Source organism: Pullulanibacillus pueri (assembly GCF_014639255.1).
GTDB classification, from domain to species: Bacteria; Bacillota; Bacilli; order Bacillales; family Sporolactobacillaceae; genus Pullulanibacillus; species Pullulanibacillus pueri.
Window position 1 is genome coordinate 143470 of sequence record NZ_BMFV01000004.1, and the last position, 22168, is coordinate 165637.

The 22168-nt window shown below is 36.6% G+C and carries 26 protein-coding genes and 1 other annotated feature (1 of these 27 cut by a window edge); of the genes, 4 read left to right on the forward strand and 22 right to left on the reverse strand.

Annotation, left to right across the window (positions count from 1 at the left end):
* Positions 1–173: a binding site (T-box leader), on the reverse strand (it extends 57 nt beyond the left edge of the window).
* A 42-nt stretch (positions 174–215) separates the two neighbouring features.
* From mug to IEV91_RS04485, 4 genes are all read right to left on the reverse strand, one after another.
* Positions 216–725 carry a G/U mismatch-specific DNA glycosylase gene (gene mug / locus IEV91_RS04470; protein ID WP_188496203.1) on the reverse strand — a complete coding sequence of 170 codons (510 nt, stop codon included), beginning with the start codon at positions 723–725 and terminating at the stop codon, positions 216–218.
* 135 nt (positions 726–860) lie between these two features.
* Entirely contained in the window at positions 861–1265 is a 405-nt protein-coding gene (locus tag IEV91_RS04475) for a Fur family transcriptional regulator (protein ID WP_188496204.1), read from the reverse strand.
* A 56-nt stretch (positions 1266–1321) separates the two neighbouring features.
* A complete protein-coding gene (locus IEV91_RS04480; protein ID WP_188496205.1) occupies positions 1322–2155 on the reverse strand; it encodes a metal ABC transporter permease in 834 nt (277 codons plus the stop codon).
* Positions 2145–2870: a metal ABC transporter ATP-binding protein gene (locus IEV91_RS04485; protein WP_188496206.1), complete on the reverse strand. Its 726-nt coding sequence runs from the start codon at positions 2868–2870 to the stop codon at positions 2145–2147. Before IEV91_RS04485 ends, IEV91_RS04480 begins: the two co-directional genes overlap by 11 nt.
* A 188-nt stretch (positions 2871–3058) precedes the next feature.
* Between IEV91_RS04485 and IEV91_RS04490 the strand changes: the two genes are divergently transcribed.
* Positions 3059–4942, forward strand: coding sequence for an LTA synthase family protein (locus IEV91_RS04490; RefSeq protein WP_188496207.1), 1884 nt, complete (start codon positions 3059–3061; stop codon positions 4940–4942).
* 32 nt (positions 4943–4974) lie between these two features.
* On the opposite strand, the gene IEV91_RS04495 is transcribed toward IEV91_RS04490, so the two are convergent.
* The 5 genes from IEV91_RS04495 to IEV91_RS04515 form a co-directional block, all read right to left on the reverse strand.
* Entirely contained in the window at positions 4975–5226 is a 252-nt protein-coding gene (locus IEV91_RS04495; protein ID WP_188496208.1) for a hypothetical protein, read from the reverse strand.
* A gap of 123 nt (positions 5227–5349) precedes the next feature.
* On the reverse strand, positions 5350–5694 hold the full coding sequence (crcB, locus tag IEV91_RS04500; protein ID WP_188496209.1) for a fluoride efflux transporter CrcB: 345 nt from the start codon (positions 5692–5694) through the stop codon (positions 5350–5352).
* Complete coding sequence (gene crcB / locus IEV91_RS04505; RefSeq protein ID WP_188496210.1) at positions 5694–6083, reverse strand: fluoride efflux transporter CrcB; 390 nt, start codon at positions 6081–6083, stop codon at positions 5694–5696. The genes crcB (IEV91_RS04500) and crcB (IEV91_RS04505) overlap by 1 nt, the downstream gene beginning before the upstream one ends.
* Before the next feature lie 189 nt (positions 6084–6272).
* The gene (gene spoIIP / locus IEV91_RS04510) at positions 6273–7400 is read right to left on the reverse strand and encodes a stage II sporulation protein P (protein WP_188496211.1); all 1128 of its coding nucleotides are present in this window, start codon (positions 7398–7400) and stop codon (positions 6273–6275) included.
* A gap of 230 nt (positions 7401–7630) precedes the next feature.
* A complete protein-coding gene (locus IEV91_RS04515; RefSeq protein WP_188496212.1) occupies positions 7631–8476 on the reverse strand; it encodes a cytochrome c oxidase assembly protein in 846 nt (281 codons plus the stop codon).
* Between the two features lie 262 nt (positions 8477–8738).
* On the opposite strand from IEV91_RS04515, the gene IEV91_RS04520 reads away from it, so the two are divergent.
* Both IEV91_RS04520 and IEV91_RS04525 read left to right on the forward strand, forming a co-directional pair.
* Positions 8739–9140, forward strand: a complete 402-nt coding sequence (locus IEV91_RS04520) for a MarR family winged helix-turn-helix transcriptional regulator (protein WP_188496213.1) — start codon at positions 8739–8741, stop codon at positions 9138–9140.
* Positions 9141–9161: 21 nt separating this feature from the next.
* Complete coding sequence (locus IEV91_RS04525) at positions 9162–10343, forward strand: MFS transporter (protein ID WP_188496214.1); 1182 nt, start codon at positions 9162–9164, stop codon at positions 10341–10343.
* 95 nt (positions 10344–10438) lie between these two features.
* On the opposite strand, the gene IEV91_RS04530 is transcribed toward IEV91_RS04525, so the two are convergent.
* From IEV91_RS04530 to IEV91_RS04585, 13 genes are all read right to left on the reverse strand, one after another.
* Positions 10439–11983, reverse strand: a complete 1545-nt coding sequence (locus tag IEV91_RS04530; protein ID WP_188496215.1) for an ABC-F family ATP-binding cassette domain-containing protein — start codon at positions 11981–11983, stop codon at positions 10439–10441.
* Positions 11984–12302: 319 nt separating this feature from the next.
* Positions 12303–12764: a GNAT family N-acetyltransferase gene (locus IEV91_RS04535; protein WP_188496216.1), complete on the reverse strand. Its 462-nt coding sequence runs from the start codon at positions 12762–12764 to the stop codon at positions 12303–12305.
* On the reverse strand, positions 12730–13428 hold the full coding sequence (locus IEV91_RS04540; protein ID WP_188496217.1) for a nucleotidyltransferase domain-containing protein: 699 nt from the start codon (positions 13426–13428) through the stop codon (positions 12730–12732). Before IEV91_RS04540 ends, IEV91_RS04535 begins: the two co-directional genes overlap by 35 nt.
* Positions 13429–13764: 336 nt before the next feature.
* On the reverse strand, positions 13765–13845 hold the full coding sequence (locus tag IEV91_RS21630) for a pentapeptide repeat-containing protein (protein WP_229745405.1): 81 nt from the start codon (positions 13843–13845) through the stop codon (positions 13765–13767).
* The gene (locus IEV91_RS21635) at positions 13845–14174 is read right to left on the reverse strand and encodes a hypothetical protein (RefSeq protein WP_229745399.1); all 330 of its coding nucleotides are present in this window, start codon (positions 14172–14174) and stop codon (positions 13845–13847) included. Before IEV91_RS21635 ends, IEV91_RS21630 begins: the two co-directional genes overlap by 1 nt.
* Before the next feature lie 284 nt (positions 14175–14458).
* Positions 14459–14863, reverse strand: a complete 405-nt coding sequence (locus tag IEV91_RS04550) for a VOC family protein (RefSeq protein WP_188496218.1) — start codon at positions 14861–14863, stop codon at positions 14459–14461.
* A 131-nt stretch (positions 14864–14994) separates the two neighbouring features.
* Positions 14995–15660 carry an HAD family hydrolase gene (locus IEV91_RS04555; RefSeq protein WP_188496219.1) on the reverse strand — a complete coding sequence of 222 codons (666 nt, stop codon included), beginning with the start codon at positions 15658–15660 and terminating at the stop codon, positions 14995–14997.
* 48 nt (positions 15661–15708) lie between these two features.
* On the reverse strand, positions 15709–16464 hold the full coding sequence (locus tag IEV91_RS04560) for a class I SAM-dependent methyltransferase (protein WP_188496220.1): 756 nt from the start codon (positions 16462–16464) through the stop codon (positions 15709–15711).
* Between the two features lie 171 nt (positions 16465–16635).
* The gene (locus tag IEV91_RS04565) at positions 16636–17511 is read right to left on the reverse strand and encodes a GNAT family N-acetyltransferase (RefSeq protein WP_188496221.1); all 876 of its coding nucleotides are present in this window, start codon (positions 17509–17511) and stop codon (positions 16636–16638) included.
* Positions 17512–18201: 690 nt separating this feature from the next.
* Positions 18202–18663: an NUDIX hydrolase gene (locus IEV91_RS04570; protein ID WP_188496222.1), complete on the reverse strand. Its 462-nt coding sequence runs from the start codon at positions 18661–18663 to the stop codon at positions 18202–18204.
* A 56-nt stretch (positions 18664–18719) separates the two neighbouring features.
* Positions 18720–19205 carry a DUF5412 family protein gene (locus IEV91_RS04575; protein WP_229745400.1) on the reverse strand — a complete coding sequence of 162 codons (486 nt, stop codon included), beginning with the start codon at positions 19203–19205 and terminating at the stop codon, positions 18720–18722.
* Positions 19206–19407: 202 nt separating this feature from the next.
* Positions 19408–20220: a MerR family transcriptional regulator gene (locus tag IEV91_RS04580; RefSeq protein ID WP_188496223.1), complete on the reverse strand. Its 813-nt coding sequence runs from the start codon at positions 20218–20220 to the stop codon at positions 19408–19410.
* A 149-nt stretch (positions 20221–20369) separates the two neighbouring features.
* Entirely contained in the window at positions 20370–20873 is a 504-nt protein-coding gene (locus IEV91_RS04585) for an NUDIX domain-containing protein (RefSeq protein ID WP_229745401.1), read from the reverse strand.
* A gap of 286 nt (positions 20874–21159) precedes the next feature.
* On the opposite strand from IEV91_RS04585, the gene IEV91_RS04590 reads away from it, so the two are divergent.
* Complete coding sequence (locus IEV91_RS04590) at positions 21160–21480, forward strand: MazG nucleotide pyrophosphohydrolase domain-containing protein (RefSeq protein WP_188496224.1); 321 nt, start codon at positions 21160–21162, stop codon at positions 21478–21480.
* The last annotated feature ends 688 nt before the right edge of the window (positions 21481–22168 follow it).

A 22168-nucleotide genomic window follows, 5' to 3' on the forward strand; every position in this document is an offset into this window, starting at 1 on the left:
ACTTCATTTCGTTAACGATGATGGGATCACCGTCCTCTGCTAATAATGTCAGGCATGTTCACAGAAGAAGCTCAGAGAGGTAATTCGCGTGGTCATCTATGTACTGGCTCGCAGCTTCCGCCAGCTTTCTGAAACAGGGAGTGACTGCTACTGGTTCTCTTCAACGCTATTCTATCAATCATTATATAATTAATTTTTACCATATAAGTGAGGACTTAGTCAATGATTATATTGCCTAATTCACTATAAATAGCTATAATATCAGGCATTTTCATACGAACGAGACCACTTGAAGACGGTGCAACAAAATCAACCACCCCATTAATCATAGCGTCCTCTTGGTGACCCCAATGAGCCTGCCTTCGTTTGGCATACTGCAAATAAACGCCTTTGCCAACAAAACAAACAACTTTAGGGAGATAACGGGAGATCTTCTCTTGAAGTATACACCTTCCCTCGTCATATTCTTCTTTCGTAATCTCTTCAGCCGCTTTCGTAGGGCGTTGAACAATATTCGTGAGTCCATAACCATACTCTAAAAGCTTACCATCTTCCTCAGGTTTAAGTTTATAGGGCGTTAAACCTGATTGATAGAGGATGTTCCAAAAGCGATTATTCGGATTCGCGAAATGGTGTCCCGTTTCTCCCGAACGAAGACTAGGATTAAAGCCGACAAAAAGAATGTTTAAATCTGATTGAATATGATCAGGGATTCCTTTTAGCATTCCTTCACCTCATAAAAAGTAAGACACTTGCTTCTAGACCGTCCTCAAAAAGAGAGACCTCGAGTTCTATCTACTCTCATATAGGTGTCATACTATTCTTCTTATAAAAAAGACACCCTCAATTTGTAGGATGCCTTATTGACAGTTTTGGCAATAACCATAGATTTCAAATTTGTGCCCGGTAATCACAAAATGTTTTGATGATCCAAGGATTTCCATTGGACAAAGATCAACCATCTCTGTCTTTCCACACTTTTTGCAAATAAGATGGTGGTGATGTTCACCCTCACACCGCATTTGATAATGTTTTTCTCCATCCAATTCAGTTTCCTCTAATATTCCAAGTTGAACAAACAAAGAAAGATTTCTATAAATAGTATCAAAACTCAAGCGATCATAAGACGATTGTAATTGCGTGAGAACATCACGGGCCGAAAGATACCCAGAGCTATCGGAAAATATCTCCAAAATATCTTCTCTTTTATCTGTTTGCTTATAACCCTCTTGTTTTAAAAGACGTAGCGCCTCTCCCGCATTCATGTAATCCCTTCCTATACAATAAATATTGAAAATGATGTTAAAGACATCAATCCATCTTATTCTACTAATGCTTGTTGACGCGCTTTTTTCTTTTTATGAATCGCTTCACCCGTCACAACAGCAAAGTAAGTTAACCCAGTGATAAAAATAATGGATGTCCCAGAGGAGATCTTTAATTGGAAAGCAATCACTACCCCTATTATAACAAAAATCAAATTTAATAGAATAGTGGTAAGAATAACGGTTGAAAAATGTCTTGAAAACTTTTTAGCAATCGCAGGCGGTGCCGAATAGAGGGCAACAATTAAAAGCATCCCTACAATTTTGATCAACAGGATGGTTGTTAAACCAAGCACGATAAAAAGAATGGTTTCCAAAAACCGAACATTTAGACCCTGGACCGTTGCAAACTCTTCATCAAATAAATACACTTTAAAAGCATGATAAAACCCTCCAAAAATAAGGAGAATAAGGACAAGCAGCCCTGCAAATATCCATAATTGCACAGGTGTAATAGAAAAGATATTTCCAAATAAATATTCTTCAAACTCTACTTGTTGCCCAGAAATATCCATTAGTAAAACACCAAGCGCCATGCTCATCGCCCAAAAAACACCAATAAGGACGTCCGTATGCTGCTGATTACGTCTCTGGAAACGTCCGATTCCAAGCGAAGCTAAGACTGAGATCACAACCGCACCAAGCATTGGAGAAAAATTAAAAAAATATCCAAGGCCCATTCCACCAATAGCGGTGTGAGCGACTCCCCCACTCATCATGACCATTCTTTTTTCCAAAATAACAATCCCAATAATGCCACTAATAATACTGGCCATTATACCGCCTACAATGGCATAGATTAAAACCTCATGTGTAAATTCAATGTTCATGTAAAGCCTCCATGCTACTTAATCCAAAACCTAAATTAAATGGTGAATGAGGAAGTTCAGTTCCCTTATAAAGGATTTCTTTATTTAAAAACACTATTGTCGAAGCATAGCGCGCAATGAGTTGTTCATCATGACTGATCATTACGATGGTCATGGATTGACTGAGTGTTTTTAAAATATCGTAAATCTGCGCTTTAGCTTTAACATCAAGACTCGCGGTCGGCTCATCTAATATAAGAACCTCTGGCTTAGAAGAAAGGGCTCGAGCAATGAGCACCTTTTGTTTTTGACCCCCAGAGAGTTCGTTTAACTGTCGCTTGGCAAGACCTGCAATATTCATTTGCTCCAATAAGTCATTAACTACCTCATGGTCTGTTTGTGAATAACGATAAAACCAGCCTATTTTAGACGGTAGTCTCCCCATTAAAATAGCATCACGTACCGTTATTGGAAAAGAGTGATCAAAATGCGTCTGTTGAGGAACATAACCAATCTTCCCTTTCACTTCACTCTGTTGTTTGCCTAAAATCTCAATAGTCCCCTTTGTCACAGGGATCAAAGACAAAATAGCTTTTATCAACGAGGATTTCCCCCCGCCATTAGGTCCGGTAATGACTAAGAACTCGCCTTGATCGACTGTAAGACTGACGTTTTGAACAGCAATTTGTGTATGGTAATTAATAGTAACTTCTGATAGTCTTAATGCTTTCTCCATTGTTTGCTCCCTTACTTCTCTTCTAAATAAGAAGCATTCTGATTTAGCCAAGTCTTATTGTATCGCGATAGCATCGAATTGTAAATAATAATGATTCCGATTAAAAACTTCTCCCCATTTTTTTAATAAGAAAGGTAAAAATGTCACACTCTATAAGTTAGTAACATTTTTAGGAGGCTTTTGTTGGAATGTTTGGTCATTCTCTTTATAAAGAAATCCATCATCATCTATTTCTTTTTTTAGCTATGCTTTGCTTTTGGATGAAGTCTTACTTTGCTTTTCTTTACGGATTTCACCTGGATATTGAAAATAGTGTACAAAGTTTTATTCTATTCATTACACCCTTAAGTTCAACTCTCTTCTTTTTTGGATTCAGCTTATTTTTCACCGGCAAGCTTCATAAGTTTGCTGTTATAGCGATTGACTTTATGTTAACGGCTATATTATATGCCAATATACTTTATCACCGTTTTTTTAATGACTTTATTACAGCACCTGATATTATGCAGTTCAATAACTTCTCTCAGTTGAGTGGAAGCGCCAAAGCATTAGCCCATCCAACAGACCTGCTGTATTGGTTAGATGTCATCATTATTATAGGGTGTGCTTTTCTGACACAAACACCATTATCTAGGCACAATAAAAGACCCATTGCCTCAGTCTTTATGGTAGCCTTAATGGTTTTTGTTGTTAATTTAACGCTTGCAGAGGGTCAACGTACACAATTGTTAAGCCGAGCTTTTGACCGTGCAAAGCTTGTCAAACTCTTAGGGCTATACAATTATCACATTTACGATACTGTCATTAATATTCGAACATCCACACAAAAGGCGTTTGCCGATAGTAGCGATGCAACACAAATAAAAAATTATGTCAAAGCCAACGAAGTGCCAGCAAACCCTGAGTTCTTCGGTAAAGCAAAAGGTAAAAATGTGATCCTTATTTCTTTAGAATCCACACAAAATTTTTTAATTAATGCGAAGCTTCATAATGAAGAGGTCACACCTTTTCTCAATCAACTCGCAAAAAATACCTTTTACTTTAACAATTTCTACCATAATACGGGGCAAGGCAAAACTTCCGACGCTGAATTTTTGATCGATAATTCCCTTTATCCCTTACCTAGAGGAGCTGTTTATACAACGAATGCCCACAATAAATATGAAGCCATCCCTGCGCTTTTAAAAAAATTCGGGTATACCTCTGTTGTTTTTCATGGCAATCATAAAAGTTTCTGGAATCGGGATATTATGTACAGAACGCTTGGTTATGATCGTTTTTATTCAGAAAAGGATTTTAATGTCACAGAAAAGAATTCTATTAATTACGGCCTTAAAGATAAACCTTTTTTTCAACAAGCGTTTCCAAAACTTAAAAATCTCAAACAACCTTTTTATGCGAAATTTATTATGTTGTCCAATCACTTCCCTTTTATTCTTGACCATGGGGAAGCAAGTCTCGAACGGGCGGACACTGGTGACGGTGTTGTGAATCGCTACTTCCAGACCGCTCGTTATGAGGATGAAGCGCTGGAAGCCTTCTTCCACCAATTAAAAACATCAGGTTTATACGAGAACTCTGTTATTATTCTTTATGGAGACCATTATGGTCTTTCAGATAATCACAATAAAGGTCTGGCTAAGGCATTACATCGCGATACTTTAACACGTTACGATCACTATCAGCTGCAAAAGGTCCCCCTATTCATCCACATTCCTGGGATGGATGGAAAGCGCTCGAAAACCATGGAAACAGTGGGCGGAGAGATCGATCTCCAACCAACCATTCTCCATCTATTAGGGATCCAAACGGAAGACAATATTGTTTTTGGATCAGACCTTTTCTCAAGCGAAAGGGAAAGTTTAACCGTATTACGAGATGGGAGCGCAATTTCTAACCAGTATATCTATGCCAATCCTGAACAGACCTGTTATTCCAAGTCCAATGGCGACATTGTAGATCTACAGCGCTGCACCAAAATTCGCGAACGCGCCAAGCAAGACCTTGCCTATTCAGACAAAGTCATCTATGGCGATTTACTTCGGTTCTTAAAAAATGAAGACACAAAATAGGAGAGGAAAACATCCTCTCCTTTTTCTCTCCTTTACCAAAAGGCAAGTGCCGTTAAAGCTGCAATACTTGCAAGGGCTACAGGGAATCCCCAACCCCAACCCCAGCCCCAAAAATAAAGACCAGGACCTTGACCTCCACTAGCATTATTTAATGGGGCTAAATAAACATTTTGCTGATCAACATGCTTCACAATCCCACGATGGACTGTTCCGTCCAAACATCTAATTTCGACAGCTTTGTTCATATGCTGATTGCAAAGATTATAAAAACGATTGCCAGACATCCATACTCCCCCCATCTTTAAAAACTTCTGTACACCCCATCATATGTGTACAATGTTTTAGATGAATAGGAGTTTGTACTAGGCAAACACCTTTTTCCAATAGAAGTCCTTCCTAAATTAGGATCAAGACCCTATAACAAAGCCAATCCAAGCAAGACAGAGTCCAACACCGTATGTCAAGATGACATAGGTGCTTAATTTCTTCCACTGTCTTTTAAAGTGAAGCTCTAAATGTTCAACTTTAAATGTCGAGAAGGTTGTAAAAGCACCCATAAACCCCGTACCAAACATAATTTTTATATATTTATGCGGACCCATACCAGTGATTAAACCCAGTAAAAAGGCGCCAACAAGGTTGACAATCAACGTCCCATAGGGGAACGTTTTATGATTAAAAAGTTTACCGATCCAAAAACGAGCAATGGCACCAAAGAAAGCACCAATCGCTACGTAAATAAAATAAGGCACTAGCGTTCACCTACCTGTAATGCGTGACTTTTCCCTAATTTATCCCCAACCCAAACAAAAAACCATCCTCCAATGAAGCTCACAAGAATATACAAAATGCCGAGAATGACAGAGTCATCCTTAAACAGCTGAAGGGTTTCAACACTAAAGGTTGAAAATGTCGTGAATGAGCCAATAAGCCCCGTACTTATTCCAGTTTTTATGTACTGATGTATTTTATTAGATTTTCTTATTCTTTGATTAAACCATCCTAAAACAAAACAGCCTAATAAATTACATATTAATGTACCCAAGGGAAAGATCGAATGAACAAAAAGGGGAACGTCTGATAGATAATAGCGACAAAGAGCACCGACCATCCCAAATAAACCGATCACAATACTTAACAAGCTCTCCTCACCTCCGAATGAATAGACTCCTACTTCATACTTAGTAGGAGTCCTTGAACTAAGAGCAGTATTTTAACAGCGCCGATTTCCACTCTTTTTTATTTAACTCACTGAATAAGTCCCTTTTAAATAGTAACTTAATGACAAAAGACCGTCAAATCTATAAACATTTATACTATAAAAGGTAGATTAGACTTTCCCAGCTTGTTTGACATATTCACTGATAATATCCGCTAAAGCCTCGGCTGTTCTTTGTAGTTCCTCTTTTGTATTATCCACACCTCCGACTTCAATTAATAGAGCATGCGGTGACAAATCTTGGTTATACACACCATTACCTTCTGAACGTGATTTTTTAAATACCCCTTTACTTAGTCCCGGATACTTCGCATCTAATAGGTGATGCAACTTGTTTGCTAAATCACTATTTTTTTGCGCCTGAGGATTGGCGGCGCCGACCACAATAGAAATACGCGCATAACTCTTGCCATTAATTGTTGTCGTTGTATTTTCTTTGCGTGAAGAATCTCGATGGATATCAAGAAAGAGTTTATAGTTATATTTGCTGGCGATCGCTGACTTAATAAAAGCGCGTGACGTTTGGTAGGCGGTAGTATAATCGGTCACCTTATCCTTATCCTCAATAGCCTGAACCCCACTGTTTGCAAGCGCTGATATGATAAATTGATCAACGAGATGAACATTTTTACTTTGGTCCTGTGTCGAAGCTAAATTAGCGTCTTTTGCCCCAGTTTTTCCGAGTAACGGTAAGTATGACTCCCAACTGTGCGTATTATACAAGAAGACTTGGGCATTGGATGCCTCATTTTGAGAGGGGGTTTTATTCCCCTTATCGGTCGACGAATTCTTATCACCACTATCCTCAGATAATACTGAATCCGGTGGTGGTGGAGATTCAATAGGGACATTCGTATAGTTAGTCCCCTCACCAGCAACTAAAATTTTCGTATCAAAGACAGAGAAACCCGGCAATTCATTTCCTAACAAACTTCTTTCATCTTTGAAATCAATCTTAGTCACGGTGTGGAACGCCATTTTTGAAAAACTAATACGTTCGTAGCCTTCTGGAAGCTCATTTGTGTAATAAGGATTTTCCCAGCTGACCATCTCCAAGAAGGTCTCAGCTTTTATCCCTTCTAATGCTGTACTAATATTATCGAAATATAATAGTCTTTTTGAAAAGGAAGAAGAAAGTAAAGCGACAGCTATGAAAATAACCAGTAATAGAAACGGAAAAATAAAACAGCATTGTTTCAAACTTAAGGTTTGTTTAGTGGATGTGTAAGGTGCAAACATAGAATCTTCCTTTACTAGGGTTTCTATATCCTATGCCTGTCCCTCTCATTTCATGCTGTTTTCTTTTCGGCTATTGCTAGAACCCGTTCCTATTAGAAAACTTGGCTTTTCGCCAGTTAATGGTGAAAGCCAAAGTTGCTCTTTTAAGGTCTTCCTCTGAGTTATAATTCCTGAAGATATTATTAAAAGCGTATTCGCCGGAATACGCTCATTAGATAAATCAAACACTATTAAGGTTGAAGTAAATCAATATTATTGGATTTTGGATTCAAGTCATCCTGTTCAGGGTCTCTTTCGCTTTTTGCCCACGAATACACAACATGCGCAAGGACGCAAACAAAAACAATTTCTTGCATAATTTTCATAATAACCCCACCAGAATTTTGATCCTGTAAAGCTGGCAAAAAGCTAATGACTTGGGGCTCATGGGCAATGGTATTGTACATGACATGATTAGAAAACATAATCATCGCACATGCAGGTGTCAAAACGACACTTGCGGCAAAAACATAACCAAGCTTTTGAAACTGTGTAAGAACCCTTGTATTTCTTTCCGTTGGTGGAAAAACAAGCCACCACATTATGAAAGAAAAGATGATCAAAATAACATTGGCTAAGGTCATTCGCCATCCCTGACTCATAATGAAGTTAAAAATGACGGGAATATGATAAAAGGATAGAAGTAGATTAAAACTGAGTACACCCAAAATAGGGTTAGAGAAAAACTTAAGCGTCTTTCTAATGAAAGTCATATTCAATAATGGATCAACCATCCAAGTATGAAGTCCTAAAAGAATCAGAGGCGGTACCATAAAATAAGCGATCGACATACACATCATATGAGCAGTAAAAAGGTAATGATGACCAAAGGCGTGCAACGGGCTGCCCTCTGCTATGTAGAATAAAACCAGTCCTGAGACCAAGAAAAAAGTCTTTGACTTTGAAAGCTTGCCCTCTTTTGATAAAACAGATTTGACGTACAGCCACCCAAGCATCAAGAGGATAATCACCATTATAGGATTCCATAATTCAAAAAAACCAAGGGACCAAAAAGGCTCATGATTCATTGTATCCATTATTTCCACCTCTTTTTTCAAATCAACTGCAACTTAGTTTATTTCAGACTAGCACTGTAGGAATCAAGATGTCAAACGCTTACTTAAGAAAATATACTCGAAACATGCTGTCCCTTTCAGGATGTCACAAGAAAGCCATATTTAAGAGAAACCCCTTACATTTTTTATTTAGTGAAAAATAGTTTACATACGTATAATATTTAGGTATGATAACCTTTGTGATTAAACAAATGTACTTTCTATTGATGAGTAGGAGGCGAAAATGGCAGAACAAAATTTGTTTACTTTTATCCGTTTGATACGAGAAGTCAATCGTGAAATTCGTCAGCAATGGAATTTTTATCTCTCTAGTCCTCAGATTCAACTATTAGAATCACTGAATGATGAGGGCCCCAAAAAAATGACAGACTTTGCACACGAGTTAGGCATCACAGTTGGCGCAATGACTGCCCTCGCTGACCGTATGGTTCGTGCTGAGATTATTCGGAGAGAACGCTCGTCTAATGATCGAAGAGTTATCCATCTAGTCATTACAGACAAAGGCAAAGGGATTGTCAAAGATATATCAAGAGCGCGATCACATGCCCTTGGGACGTTTTTCGGTAAGTTAACACCCGAAGAAAGATCACAAATGATTGATTTATGTCAGAAAATGTTAGACTAATGTTAATTTAGAGGTGAAAAAATGAGTACTCAGTCAAAACATCAAAAGGTCAACCCTTTCCACCAACCGAAATCTGCTTATGCTGTTGCATTTGCGTGCGTTGTTGCTTTTATGGGCATTGGGTTGGTTGACCCTATTCTAAAATCTATCGGAGAAGAACTCCACGCAACTGCTTCTCAAGTAGAATTATTATTTACAAGTTATATGTTAGTTACAGGTGTAGCCATGTTAATTACAGGCTTTATCTCTAGCCGTATCGGTCCCAAAGCCACTATTTTAGTCGGTCTCTTATTAATCATCATATTTGCTTTTCTTGGCGGCATTTCCGATACTGTTGGTCAAATCGTTGGCTTTCGTGCAGGCTGGGGGCTAGGAAATGCGCTCTTTATTTCTACCGCTCTTGCTGCCATTGTGAGCGTTGCGACTGGCGGAGCTGAATCAGCAATTATTTTATATGAAGCTGCTCTCGGTCTAGGCATGGCTGTCGGTCCATTAGTAGGTGGAACCTTAGGCTCCTTCAGCTGGCGTGGTCCCTTTTTTGGCGTATCGGTCTTAATGGCTATCGGATTTATTGCGATTCTTGTCCTATTAAAAGGTGTGCCAAAACCTAAACAAAAAACATCAATCGTGGCCCCTTTTGTCGCTTTAAAGCATAGAGGGTTATTGAGTCTAGGGATTACTGCTCTTTTATATAATTTTGGCTTCTTTACCTTGCTCGCTTATTCTCCATTTGTTTTATCACTTGATGCGATTCATGTGGGTTACGTCTTTTTCTTCTGGGGTGTCCTTCTTGCCATCTGTTCTGTCTTTGTGGCGCCAAAATTAGAGAGGAAATTTGGTGTCGCCCCAACATTGTACGGGATCTTCATTTTATTTGGGCTTGACTTAATCTTTATGGCCATTTTTACAAACTCAGAAGCCACGGTAATTGGTCTCATTATTATCGCCGGTGCTTTCTTAGGCATCAATAATACCTTGATTACGACTGCCGTTATGGAAGTTTCTCCAGTTGAACGCGGTGTCGCTTCATCAGCTTATAGCTTTGTCCGTTTTGTAGGTGGCGCTATCGCCCCTTGGCTCGCAGGAAAGCTCGCTGAATGGTATAACCCGCACATCCCTTTCCTTGTCGGCGGTATTATTGTCTTTCTTGCCATGGTCACGCTCACGATTGGCAAGCGAGATTTGAATAAAATGAGAGCATAAGAAAAATAAAAAATGCGCGATGTTTTCTCTACAATTCTACTTTTTCCATTTAAAAAGGGTGGCTCATCTTTGATGAACCACCCTCTCTTTTTCTATTATTGAACCCAATCCTCTACATCCCAGACACCTGTGACCCAATCTTCCACAAAAGCTTTTTCGTGCGACACAACTAACACAGTCCCTTTATAAGCCATTAAAGCTTCTTTCAATGCATCCTTCGCGTCAACATCAAGATGGTTGGTCGGCTCATCCAGGATGAACCAATTGGTTTTTGTTAACGTCCATTCACACAATCTCACCTTTGTCTGTTCTCCACCGGATAAAGAACTCAGCGGTTGGCGGAGGTGGACATCCAATAATCCACAACGTGCTAACGCTGCTCGAATATCTTTTTGATCATGCTCAGGGAATTTCTCCCACACATAATCTAAAGCCGTCATATTAGGCAGATGGACCTCTTGTTCAAAATAGGCCGGCTTCACTCGATCTCCAATAGAGACGTTTCCGTTCAATGGCGGAATTTCACCTAATATCGTTTTAAGAAGCGTTGATTTCCCAATCCCATTATGACCGACAATGGCAATCTTTTCACCTCTTTCCAGCTTTAAATTCACAGTTGGAAACAGCGGTCGGTCGTAACCAACGGATACCTCCTCACCCTCAAATACCATGCGCACAGGCTCTGAACCTAAAGGAAACTTAAAACGAGGTCTCGGAAGCTTCGTCGGCTGATGGATCCGCTCAATTTTTTGCAACTTTTTCTCACGAGATTTCGCTTGTTTGGCTGTTGACGCTCGGGCTTTATTTTTAGAAATATACGTTTCAAGCTTATTGATTTCTTTTTGTTGCTTATTGAATGCTTCTTGTAATTGTTGTTCTTTCATCTCACGCTGTTTGAGAAAGGATTGATAATTCCCCACATACCTTGTGAGCGTCTGATGCTCAAGATGATAGATGATATTGACGACTTCATTCATAAAGTCAGTATCATGAGAAATCAGTAAAAAGGCATTCTCATAACCCTTTAAATAATCGGTGAGCCATTCAATATGACCAGTATCTAAATAGTTGGTCGGCTCATCAAGCAAAAGAACATCTGGCTGCTGCAATAAAAGTTTAGCCAACAGTAGTTTAGTGCGCTGGCCACCACTTAATTTACTGACATCGGTCTCCATACCTAACTGCATAAGCCCTAGACCATCAGCCACATTGTCAATTTTAGCATCAATACTGTAAAAATCATTCTGTTCTAACCATTCTTGAAGACGGCCATACTGATCGAATAGCCTTTCCATTTCATCAGGAGTAGCTGTTGCCATCTGCTCTCCTAATGTCAACCACTGACGTTCTTTATCAAAGTGCTCCTGGAAGGCCTCTTTAAGAAAGCCTTTAATGGTGACCTTTTCTTGGAGCTCTATATGTTGTTCTAAATGTCCCGCGTGAATCTTGGGATTCCATTCTATCTTGCCTTCATCAGGTAACAGTTGACCTGTCATGATTTTGATCAGCGTCGATTTCCCGGCCCCATTTGGCCCGACTAAACCAACGTGTTCATTTTTAAGCAGACGGAATTGCACATTTTTAAATACAAATTTATCAGCAAATCCATGGGTTAGACCTTCAACATTAATAAGACTCATCGAGATTCTCTCCTTGATTGTAAGTTTTGAAAACCAACTGCAAGAAGGATTGACAACAAAAAGACAAAGCGCGTCACGCTTTGCCTTTTCATTTTCTCTCGATAAGAGACATCCGTTCATTATAAAAGGAAGAAAGGTGAACACGTTCCGTTGCTTGCAGTTGGTATTTTGCTCTGAAAATGGGCAGACTTCTCCCGTCTCAGGCACATACCATTTGCAAAACAACAGATAATGTCATAAATCCTTTCCACTCCTTTAAGTCAATTTCTTTTACTATAGCATAGTCTATTTGACATCACAAGGTTTTGTGCAACAAAAATCACAAGTCCTGTCCTAAACGTACCATATCTCTACATTGAATCCCATTTTCAAAAATGGGATCTGGATAATGACGGATAAAAAAATCAAGATCAACTCCGGTGATCCGAAAGCCACATTTTTGGTAAAGGGCGAGTTGACCTATTCCTGAATTGCCGGTTCCCACTTCGATGGTCTTATACCTTAAAAGACGCGCTTGTTCGATGGCATGCATGACCAATTGCTTACCAATGCCTTGGCCATGCCATTCTTCAGCGACTGCCACATTGACGAGCTCAACCGTTTCAGGTCTCGTGGGAAGTAAAACATAGACGCCCATGCATTCAGCTCCATTTTCAGCGACAAAACACTCGCCTCTTTTCAAATAGCTCCTCACTATCGGTTCTGACGGATCGGCAAGAAGTAACAACGTCATCGGAGGATGATCCTCATGAGTTATTTTTCTTATCATCAGCTGTTCCATATTGACTCTCGTCCCTTTCCTCTGCCTTCAACGCATCTATCCACTGATGTCCACTAGGGATTTGTTTTATTAATGCAGTTCTTAGCCACTCTTTAGCCTGTGGTGTTAAGGAGGGAAGTAATGTCAAAAAATCGTGTTGATCTTTTGCTCTTATGTGAGAACTTCCTCCTTTATACAGCAATTGTATTTCCGGCTTCAAATATTTTATACCATCCGATGTCATTAGAAAAACATCCTCTAGTTCCCTCCGAATCGATCGATCCCGCTTATAAATCCAAAGGGAATCCAACGTATCTACAAACATGAGTTGAAAAGCCCAAGGATCATTTGCACTCTTTCTTATCCATATATCATTTATAGAAGGTAGATACTCCCCCTCCTTCCATAAGTCAACCTCACCATTCTCAGCCTTATATAGCATCCAATGTTTCGATAAATAGTGAAAGACAGTGGGCTGATCCTGTCGTAAAATAACAATATCAATATCATCATGTATTCTAGTTTTTTTGCCTAGATATAAGTCTAACGCCCAGCCACCAGCGATCGCCCATGTGACGGATAAATGAGAAAAAACGTGCTTTATTTCACTTACACTTAAGGGCTTCCAATTCTTTAGATCCGAGTTTCTGAGTTCCTTCTTATGATTCTCACTGTTATTTAACAAAGCCACTACTCCTAAAAACAGATTTGTAAAATCATTGGCATCAGGACTTTAAAAGTAAAAAAATGATTATCACCATCCACCTACAACGTTTCTACCTCATCCTCGTTTTTAACAAGTGCCTTGTAGGTAGCTCGAATCGTTTTCGAGTAAACGATAGGGTAGGATTGAGCATTCCTCCTTTGCAAGATTAGCCCCTACAAGAAGATTAAAAAACGTTTTTGCTAATCCAATGGCCTGGTCTTTCTAAACAACTTGGTACTTTAGTATGAACATCTCCAACTACTGAATTGATTTGTGATTGTTTAAGAAAGAGAACTTCAGACAAATTAGCATCACTTAAATCTGGGTCTCTCTAAGGTCAGCACCAATAAAATCAGCTCTCCTTAAATCACTTTGACTTAAATTTGATGCTATCATTAGTTTCCCACGAAAATCTTCTCTTGTAGATTTAACCCCTTTAAATTAGTTGCCGAATAGTCTGACTTTTTGTTCGAAACGTTCTTCTTACCTTTTTTATTCCTATTATATCTATCCCGTTCACTTGATTCTATTAACAGGACGTTGACCTTGCTTCTATGTGCCTTTATAACAATTTTTAAAATCTCTTCTGGCCTTTTAGTTGTGAGTTCAATCGTTTCTTCATAAATCTTTTGCAGTCGATCTTGTAACGATCGTGTTTCCTTTAAAATAAGAGTTTGTTGGAGCATTTCATGTAGTTGTTGAATAAGAGGAAATACAACAAACATTTCTTATTCATTTTCACCATCCTCTACGCCAATCTTTACCATTATAAATAGATTGCGATCTCCTTCTTGAATTAACTCCCCCTCTTGTTAAATAAGTTATTCCCATACTCTTTGTGCTGATAAGAGACTTCCTCCTGAAAATACCAATTTATATACATCTGGTTTTGAAGTGTACTTCCGAAACTTATATCCATAGTCTTCATTAAAATAATTCATTATAATGGTCATAACATTTCCATGAGTCCCTATTAAGTATTGCACCCATTAGATCAATATCGTGTTCCTTAACCAGAAATAAGTTCTTTGTTCACAATACCTCCACCAAAAGCAATTTGGTATCCGTTAATATCCTTAATGGTAAACTCACTCCAGTAGGAACTGTAATTTGGTTTTCTAATAATAGTCACGTTTTTTTCTTTCATTTCTTCAAACAGCACATCTACTGAATCTGTATAACAAAACGCATCAAAATATTGTTCTTCATACCTCGAACTGATTGGATTCACTTCATCCCCAGGTTTCGCTTCTATAAGAATAAGGGTCAATTTATCTCTCGAAATATGGTGGTGTTTTATTTTAGATCCAATCACCTCATATTTAAAATTTAAATCGGTATAAAATTTTATTGTTTTCTCTAATTCCTTGACTAACAATACGAAAGAGGCACCATTGATATTGATTGCTGACATTAAAACACTCCCTTTTTGTAACTTAATAACAAGGAATATTCCATACGTTCAATCAATTCACCTGCTGATTTTTATTTTTTTAAAAATAAAATTTCTTGCTAAACTATCCTGCCTGTTTGAGCTAAAGTGTATTAATACGCTTTCACACTCATTAAAATATCCTTGAGTTGATTTACGTTCTTAGCAATATAAGTAGGTTTATTTTGACTTAATTCCTCGTATGAACCATATCCATAGGTCACTCCAACAGAGTCAATTTTTGTACGATTTGCCCCTATCATATCGAACTTTCTATCTCCAATCATAATAAATTGGTCAAGATCATATTGCTTATATTTTTTTAATATGTATTGAATGATTTCTGTTTTTGATGACCTTGTGCCATCAAGATGACTTCCTACAATAAGCTGAAAATAATGGTCAATGTTAAAATACTTTAAGATTTGCTCAGCGAAAATCGTTAGTTTTGAAGTTGCAACGACTAAAGTTACCCCTTCCTCTTTTAAGGATTTTAATAGCAGCGGAATCCCAGGGTAGAGCTTGTTCTCAAACATCCCTTTTTCTTTAAATCTTTCTCTATATAAATCTATGGCTTTAAGTGTTTGCACCTCATCAAAATCATAATATTCAGCAAAAGAGTCTTGTAATGGTGGACCAATAAAACAATCAAGTTTATCAAGGTTCGGTTCAATAATCCCCATCTCCCGCAAAGCGTATTGAACCGATTGCGTTATGCCTACTTTCGGATCCGAAAGTGTGCCGTCTAAATCAAATAAAATAACTTTATATTTCCCCATATAAATGCTTCCTTTTTAATGTTTCCTTCGTTTCAGTACCGCTCATGACTAAATCTCTCCCCAAAATAACTCTGTCTCATATATAAAAGTGACTTTACCGTTTTTTTCATAACGATTAAATAACTTTCGCAATTGTTCAATCAAGGGGTCATAGTTAGGATGTTCAGGCATAGGCGTATAGGAAGAAGACATTACTCTTCCACATAGACCCTCAAAATCAAATAGTTGTTCTATTTTAAAAACAGACTTTTCCATAGTATTTTCTTTAAAGAATGACAGCAATTCATTTTCCGAAATGTTTTTGTGATTCACTTCGGCGTAATTCATACCGTAGTTAAGCAACAATTGTTCTAACCCTTCTAAAAAAGGCGTTCCATTTGTTTGACGTGTATTCCAAACTAAAATAACCTTCCCGTTTTCTTTTAGAATGCGTTTAAATTCTAACTGGGTAGCCGAGCGATCGAACCAGTGGAACGCTTGTGCACACACTATAAAGTCTACGGAATCGTTGCTTAAACCCGTTGATTCTGCTGACCCTTCCACAGCGTGAAAGTGAGGTTCATGTCCAAGTATTTGTTCAGAAGCGACTCTCATTTCCAGATTAGGTTCTACGGCAATAACAGTAGTCCCCCTTCCGACGAGTAATTCCGATAATTTCCCTGTTCCTGCACCAATATCAGCCACGGTCGATTGTTCATCAAGTTTGACAACATCATATAAATAATCGATTGCATCACTTGGATATGTCGGACGATATTTCACATAATCCCTGACTTTATTTGAAAATGATTGCTTTATAACCATTATCATACTCCTCTCTGTTTATAAGATCTCATGCATCAAATGATCTCAAAAGAATCTGGAACCCACTATTTTTTCCGAGTTCATTATCAATGTTATTTTTAGCATCCACATAGTGTTTGGGGGTGAATTTGATAGTTCTCTTATTAAGTCTCTCTTTCTACATAACCCCCTCTATCGTTGTAGTTTAAGAAAATAACTTATAAGAGTATCTTTAGGCTCAAAACCAACTTTCATATATACGCGATTTGCTTTGCTATTTGTTTTATCTACAGTTAATTTAATTTGATCAATTTGTGGGTATGAAAATATTTCGGTTAGAACTTCATTTAACAGCATTGTTCCTAAACCTTGATTTTGAGCTTTTTTTGAAATAGCGACATACTCTAATGAAGCCTCTGCCATATCCGTATCAATTTCAAAATAGGCATAGCCTTGTAGTTCATTAGCTTTCGTTTTAATCACCTTTAGCATGTTACTATTGTTCAATCTTTTAATAATTGTTCTTGCATCATAGTAAGTGTTAGGAAACGTTGAATTATGTAATTTTTCAAATGCTTGAAGATCGTCTTGTTTAAATGATTCACTGTTCATTTGAATCACTTTTTGAAAATTTTGTTCTTTAATTTCCAAGATAAGGTGTTCGCCAGTCTTTTTTGCCTCTATTTTATTCATAAATGCTTGTTGTTGTTTATTTTCATTATTGATAAAGAAATAAAATTCTTGAACTGAAGAAATTTCTTTCAGTAACTGTTTCCATAATTGAAATTGCAGGCAATCAGAAGGTGTTATATTAAAAGGTCCCCACACTTCTGCACTCGTTTCTTCAATATCAAGTCCAATGGCTGCTAAAATTTGGCCCGTGCTGCTTCTGGCGATTAAGAATTTGATGTCACCATTATCACTAATAAAATCCTCTTTTAATGTCTGACAAATTTCTTCTTCCTTGACACCACAGTAACCAATGTGTCTGTATCTCTGTTTATTTATTTTTGATAAAAACTGGGATAATTCTTCAATGTCGTCCACCTTTTCTATCGTTGCATTCATAAAGTTTCACCTCTCTCCATTTAAAAACTTAATCACTATTTCTATGGTGTTTCATTGACTTACTCATTAAACCCCTTCTGCCCTTTACTTCAATAACATATTAGCCGCTGTAACTTGAATAGACTAAAAATTATTATTTGTATGCTTGCCTTGGACCTTAATTTCTAAATAATAGTCCGACTTCTTTTTGTTATTCTTTATGTATCCTAAGAAAGAAAAAAACTAGATTAGCTTAAAAAAAACTACTTTTAGTGTTTTTGGTATTTTAATAATTTTTTAAATAATTAATACAAATGAGAGTATGCTTATGAAGAGTGTTGGTATAATAGGTGGAGCATTAGATATCGTTATATCTTTATTTGTCAGTTGTTCGCTGTTATCGTTGACTCTTATTCTTTTGGAAACATTGTTTTTTTAGGTGTGATAAGTGGTATTCTAGCTGTAATTGGTGCCTCTATTTTAAACAAAGGAAAAAAATATGTTGTGATTCTAATGGTGCTATTCTGTATAACGGGAATAATTTCAATTTCTTATTTTTATATTCTCCCTGCTATATTAACTCTAATACCCCTAGTATTTATTAAAAAAATCAAATGAAAATGACGGAAACAAAAAAGTTTCTAATTCAGTATTCAACTCTTTTGCCGATAGTACAATAAGGCTTCGAAAATCTCGAACTAACGCCCACCATTACTTTAAGTATTTTTTTTCAAAATCTATGTATTGCTCAATAAACCCTCTATACTCATCAGTTAATTCATTTGGCAAACTATTTATTGAAAAATACTGCATTTTTTCCGACTCACTATAATCAATCTCCATATCTCCACTTACATCTCTAGTATAGTAAACAGCTGTCGCTGAATATAATTCATCACCATTTGGAACTTTTATGTAATATTTAGATCCTGAGAACACATCAAGTAGTTTTAGGTTATCTACTACTAATCCTGTTTCTTCATAAACCTCCCTTTTCGCTACTTCTTCAAAGCTTTCCCCTAAATCCATTAACCCGCCTGGTAGTCCCCAATATCCATCAAGTCTTTTTTGCAATAACACTTCATTTTGTTCGTTTAAAATGATAACAACAGAACCAGGTAAAATAATTGGTCTATGCCCGACATACTGCCTCAGATATTTATAGTATTCCATTTTTACTCCTCTCTTCCTTGAAGGATATGCCCATGTTAATACAACAAGCACTACGCTTATATTAGAGGGTTTGCTATATCATAATCATTGGTATCCATAGGTATCTGTTCATCTAAATTGAGGATATGATTATTTATGGACACCTTACTATTACTTCCCCATTTAATTTTCACGTTTTCTGTTCTTTCTTCTCTATAAATCCTTTTCTTAAACCATAGTGGTCCATTAAGTTCACCTAATATCCCAAAAGTCCCTGCTGCTCCCATATCCCACTGATAAAAATCAATTAAATAACTATGATCAGGCGAACTAACTGTTTTAATGTGTTCATTTGGAAATAAAAGCGATATTAATAGAACCAAAAGTAGTCCGATAGATGTTAGTGATGACATTATTACGGTGAGACAACTTCTTAGTTGAGTTCGCCAATTTCTCTTTTCTTTGAAGCCAAAAATCCCCAAAACTAAAGCTAATAAACTCATTAGAAGTAATATATAATTTGGCGGTGCAATTAACCAAGTATTGTTCATAATAGAATACAATGAATATAATGCTAATCCTAAACAAATAAGTATGATATAAAAGGACCACAAGTTGTATCTTCACCTAATTCCTCCTTTTGACCTTGAATATCATATCTTTGTTCAACGCTTCTGTTCTTTTACTTCAATAACAAAAGGGCATTATCCTTCTTCAAGATAAATCCCCGTTAGTTGAACAAGAATGCTCGACAAAATAGGATATTTACTTCTTATATTTATAGAATATTTTACTTGCCTCTTTAATAAATTCTCTTTCCTGTTCAGATATACCATAAGTTTTTGGTTGTTTAGTCTTTGGGAGTGAATTGAATTTTTCCCAAGACTTCTTCATTCCTTCTCTAATCTCAGGATCACCTTGGATACGACGGTTATTCATTTCCTGTAAATACTTAACTAATTCTTGTGCCTCACTACTGTCGGGTGAATACCCTTCTGTAACAAGTTTCGTTAGATTTTTTCTGAAATACTGATAGTCATTTAAATGTTTTTTATGGTCTTTTTCTGTCCAGCCTTTTGCCACTAACTTTTGTAACGCTTCTTTAGAATAGGATTCTTTTGCTATTTCTCTCATTGTCAAACGCTCGTCATTATCCAAGTTTTGATTTACCCACTCTGATTTTAAGTTCATTTGTGTTACTTGGATCAATTTTGTAATTGAATTTTGGTCCGTTAAATTTGAATGAATTGATTTTTCTGCCTGTTCAATCGCTTCAAGGATTTGATCCATTTGAGCTCGTTTACCCCTCATCATCATTTTTTGCTGTTTAAGTCTTTGAGATAAATCCACTGGATGTTCAGACAGTATATCTTGAATTTCATCTAGTGAAAATCCTAAAAACTTGAAAGAAAGTATAGATTGAAGTTGAGTAAAGTCTTCGTCTGTATATAGTTTAAAACCCGATTTGTCATAAACACTAGGTACTAATAGTCCCCGTTTATCATAATAACGAAGAGTTCGAACAGAGATAGATGCTTTTTTAGCAAATTCCTTTATATGATAAACATTTTGATCCAAGTGTCACACCCCCTTTGGTAATTTTAATAATAAAGAGTGACGTAATGTTACTGTCAACACAAAAATATTAAAATTCTTCTTCCATTTACCTCTTAAAAACCTTTGCTTTTTCAAATGGAACATGGAATTTCATCTTCGATCCAAAATAACTAAAACCCAACAGTCTCTTTGATGGTTGACCATTGGATTACAGGTTCAAATTCATTGTCAGCCATCATTACTCCCACAAGAATATTATCAATATTATTTTTATCATTCAAATAGTGTGCAAGAGTTAAATTGATAATTTTTGAGGTATGTAAATCCAATAATTCATTTTTAGAAATCCAAAATAATTCCCCTTCGTCAGAAGGAATAAAGTTACCATGCTCTGTTTCACCAAAGTAGACATACTGCTGACGTAATTCACCACTATTATTCTCAAGCAGAATGTACTTCAGCTTAAAGTTTTTAATTTCTTCTCTTTTAAATCCTGTTTCTTCTTCAATTTCTCTGTAGCTTGCTTCCATTGGAGAATTGAGTTCATTAGTTTCCATATGACCTCCAATACCACCCCAAAATTCAAAATTAAAGATTTTACTCTTCTCTTTCTTCATCATTAACATTTTACCTTGATGAATTAAGAATGCAGTGGCCATCTGACGTATTTCCAATAAAAACATCCTTTCCATAATTACTAATTTTTTATTAAACTATCCTGCTTTTTTTACTTCAATAACAAGGACCTTATCCTTCTTAAAGATAAGCCCCCGTTTGTTTAATATACAGTACATAAACTACGATGCAATAAAAGATTATACACTAAAGTTGATTTTGAATTTTAAAAATAAAACTAAGGAAAGTACAAATAACGTTAAAATTTTATGTTAAAGTTATTTGTATATTATATTATTTTTCCAGTATTTTATCGAAAAACTTAAATTCGAAGGAGTAATGAGCATGGACAAATTAAGTTTTGAGGTATTGCAAGATTATCTATCTTTAAAATATAAGGAAGGTGGTTCCTCAACAGGTTTATTTATGAAGCTGGTTGAAGAAGTTGGTGAGGTAGCTGAGGTGTTAAATCAGATAGAGGGTAGAAAGTCGAATAGTGGAAGTTCTTCATTGGAAAAAGAGTTAGCGGACGTTATACATTATACTGTAGCAATTGCAAGTATAAATAATATTGACATATCTAAAGTTATTTTGGAAAAGGACAAGATGGCTGCTATTAAATACAAACAATCCCCAAATTTAGAAGAGTTTCTAAAGAGGCAGTGACATCATGCTATGTCACTAACCTGCTTCTTTACTTAATAACAAAGGAGCGATCTCTTTCTTGAATTAACGCCCGTTAGTGAAGTTTTGTATTATCCAGAAAACTAGTCCTACAACTGTAACAGAAAGAATTATAGGTATTATATAACCAACCCCTAAACAACCTAAACAACTTTCAAAAAGGTTGTCGAGAAATGAACGTATTTTATCTCCCTTTGTCTCCTTGTTATTAAGCAGTTTTGACATTCACTTTTTCACCAACTACTGAATTTTCCAATTAATTTTTAACAGATATTTATTCAATTATTCTGCTCTCTTAGTCGAATGGCTGAATATTCCTTATCTTACACTAACATTAAATTTATTTTGGTGGAGACAAATTAAAAACGTCTTTCCATTGCGTTAAAGAAACGCTACTGTTAGTGCAACAAGAACCATCTATCACGGATAAACTTCGGCAGCATTGTCATTATAATCATTTCTTTCATTACAAGTTAATTTCGGATCAATATTACTTTCCTTTAAAGCTTTATTTATAGTTACTTTTATTTTTGCAGTGTTTATCAACAGCATTGTTCTGTTCCATTACTAAAGAAATAGAATTTATTTTTCCCATTCCTTATCTGTAAGCGTAAAATAGTCCACACCTATAGTTTAGGTATGGACTATTGTTATAATTTATTTAGTTTTA

Bases quoted from the DNA above. Each gene is read 5' to 3' on its own strand.
- mug (WP_188496203.1), bottom strand. From the start codon at position 725: ATGCTAAAAGGAATCCCTGATCATATTCAATCAGATTTAAACATTCTT.
- IEV91_RS04475 (WP_188496204.1), bottom strand. From the start codon at position 1,265: ATGAATGCGGGAGAGGCGCTACGTCTTTTAAAACAAGAGGGTTATAAG.
- IEV91_RS04480 (WP_188496205.1), bottom strand. From the start codon at position 2,155: ATGAACATTGAATTTACACATGAGGTTTTAATCTATGCCATTGTAGGC.
- IEV91_RS04485 (WP_188496206.1), bottom strand. From the start codon at position 2,870: ATGGAGAAAGCATTAAGACTATCAGAAGTTACTATTAATTACCATACA.
- IEV91_RS04490 (WP_188496207.1), top strand. From the start codon at position 3,059: ATGTTTGGTCATTCTCTTTATAAAGAAATCCATCATCATCTATTTCTT.
- IEV91_RS04495 (WP_188496208.1), bottom strand. From the start codon at position 5,226: ATGTCTGGCAATCGTTTTTATAATCTTTGCAATCAGCATATGAACAAA.
- spoIIP (WP_188496211.1), bottom strand. From the start codon at position 7,400: ATGTTTGCACCTTACACATCCACTAAACAAACCTTAAGTTTGAAACAA.
- IEV91_RS04515 (WP_188496212.1), bottom strand. From the start codon at position 8,476: ATGGATACAATGAATCATGAGCCTTTTTGGTCCCTTGGTTTTTTTGAA.
- IEV91_RS04520 (WP_188496213.1), top strand. From the start codon at position 8,739: ATGGCAGAACAAAATTTGTTTACTTTTATCCGTTTGATACGAGAAGTC.
- IEV91_RS04525 (WP_188496214.1), top strand. From the start codon at position 9,162: ATGAGTACTCAGTCAAAACATCAAAAGGTCAACCCTTTCCACCAACCG.
- IEV91_RS04530 (WP_188496215.1), bottom strand. From the start codon at position 11,983: ATGAGTCTTATTAATGTTGAAGGTCTAACCCATGGATTTGCTGATAAA.
- IEV91_RS04535 (WP_188496216.1), bottom strand. From the start codon at position 12,764: ATGGAACAGCTGATGATAAGAAAAATAACTCATGAGGATCATCCTCCG.
- IEV91_RS21630 (WP_229745405.1), bottom strand. From the start codon at position 13,845: ATGATAGCATCAAATTTAAGTCAAAGTGATTTAAGGAGAGCTGATTTT.
- IEV91_RS21635 (WP_229745399.1), bottom strand. From the start codon at position 14,174: ATGTTTGTTGTATTTCCTCTTATTCAACAACTACATGAAATGCTCCAA.
- IEV91_RS04550 (WP_188496218.1), bottom strand. From the start codon at position 14,863: ATGTCAGCAATCAATATCAATGGTGCCTCTTTCGTATTGTTAGTCAAG.
- IEV91_RS04555 (WP_188496219.1), bottom strand. From the start codon at position 15,660: ATGGGGAAATATAAAGTTATTTTATTTGATTTAGACGGCACACTTTCG.
- IEV91_RS04560 (WP_188496220.1), bottom strand. From the start codon at position 16,464: ATGGTTATAAAGCAATCATTTTCAAATAAAGTCAGGGATTATGTGAAA.
- IEV91_RS04565 (WP_188496221.1), bottom strand. From the start codon at position 17,511: ATGAATGCAACGATAGAAAAGGTGGACGACATTGAAGAATTATCCCAG.
- IEV91_RS04570 (WP_188496222.1), bottom strand. From the start codon at position 18,663: ATGGAATACTATAAATATCTGAGGCAGTATGTCGGGCATAGACCAATT.
- IEV91_RS04590 (WP_188496224.1), top strand. From the start codon at position 21,160: ATGGACAAATTAAGTTTTGAGGTATTGCAAGATTATCTATCTTTAAAA.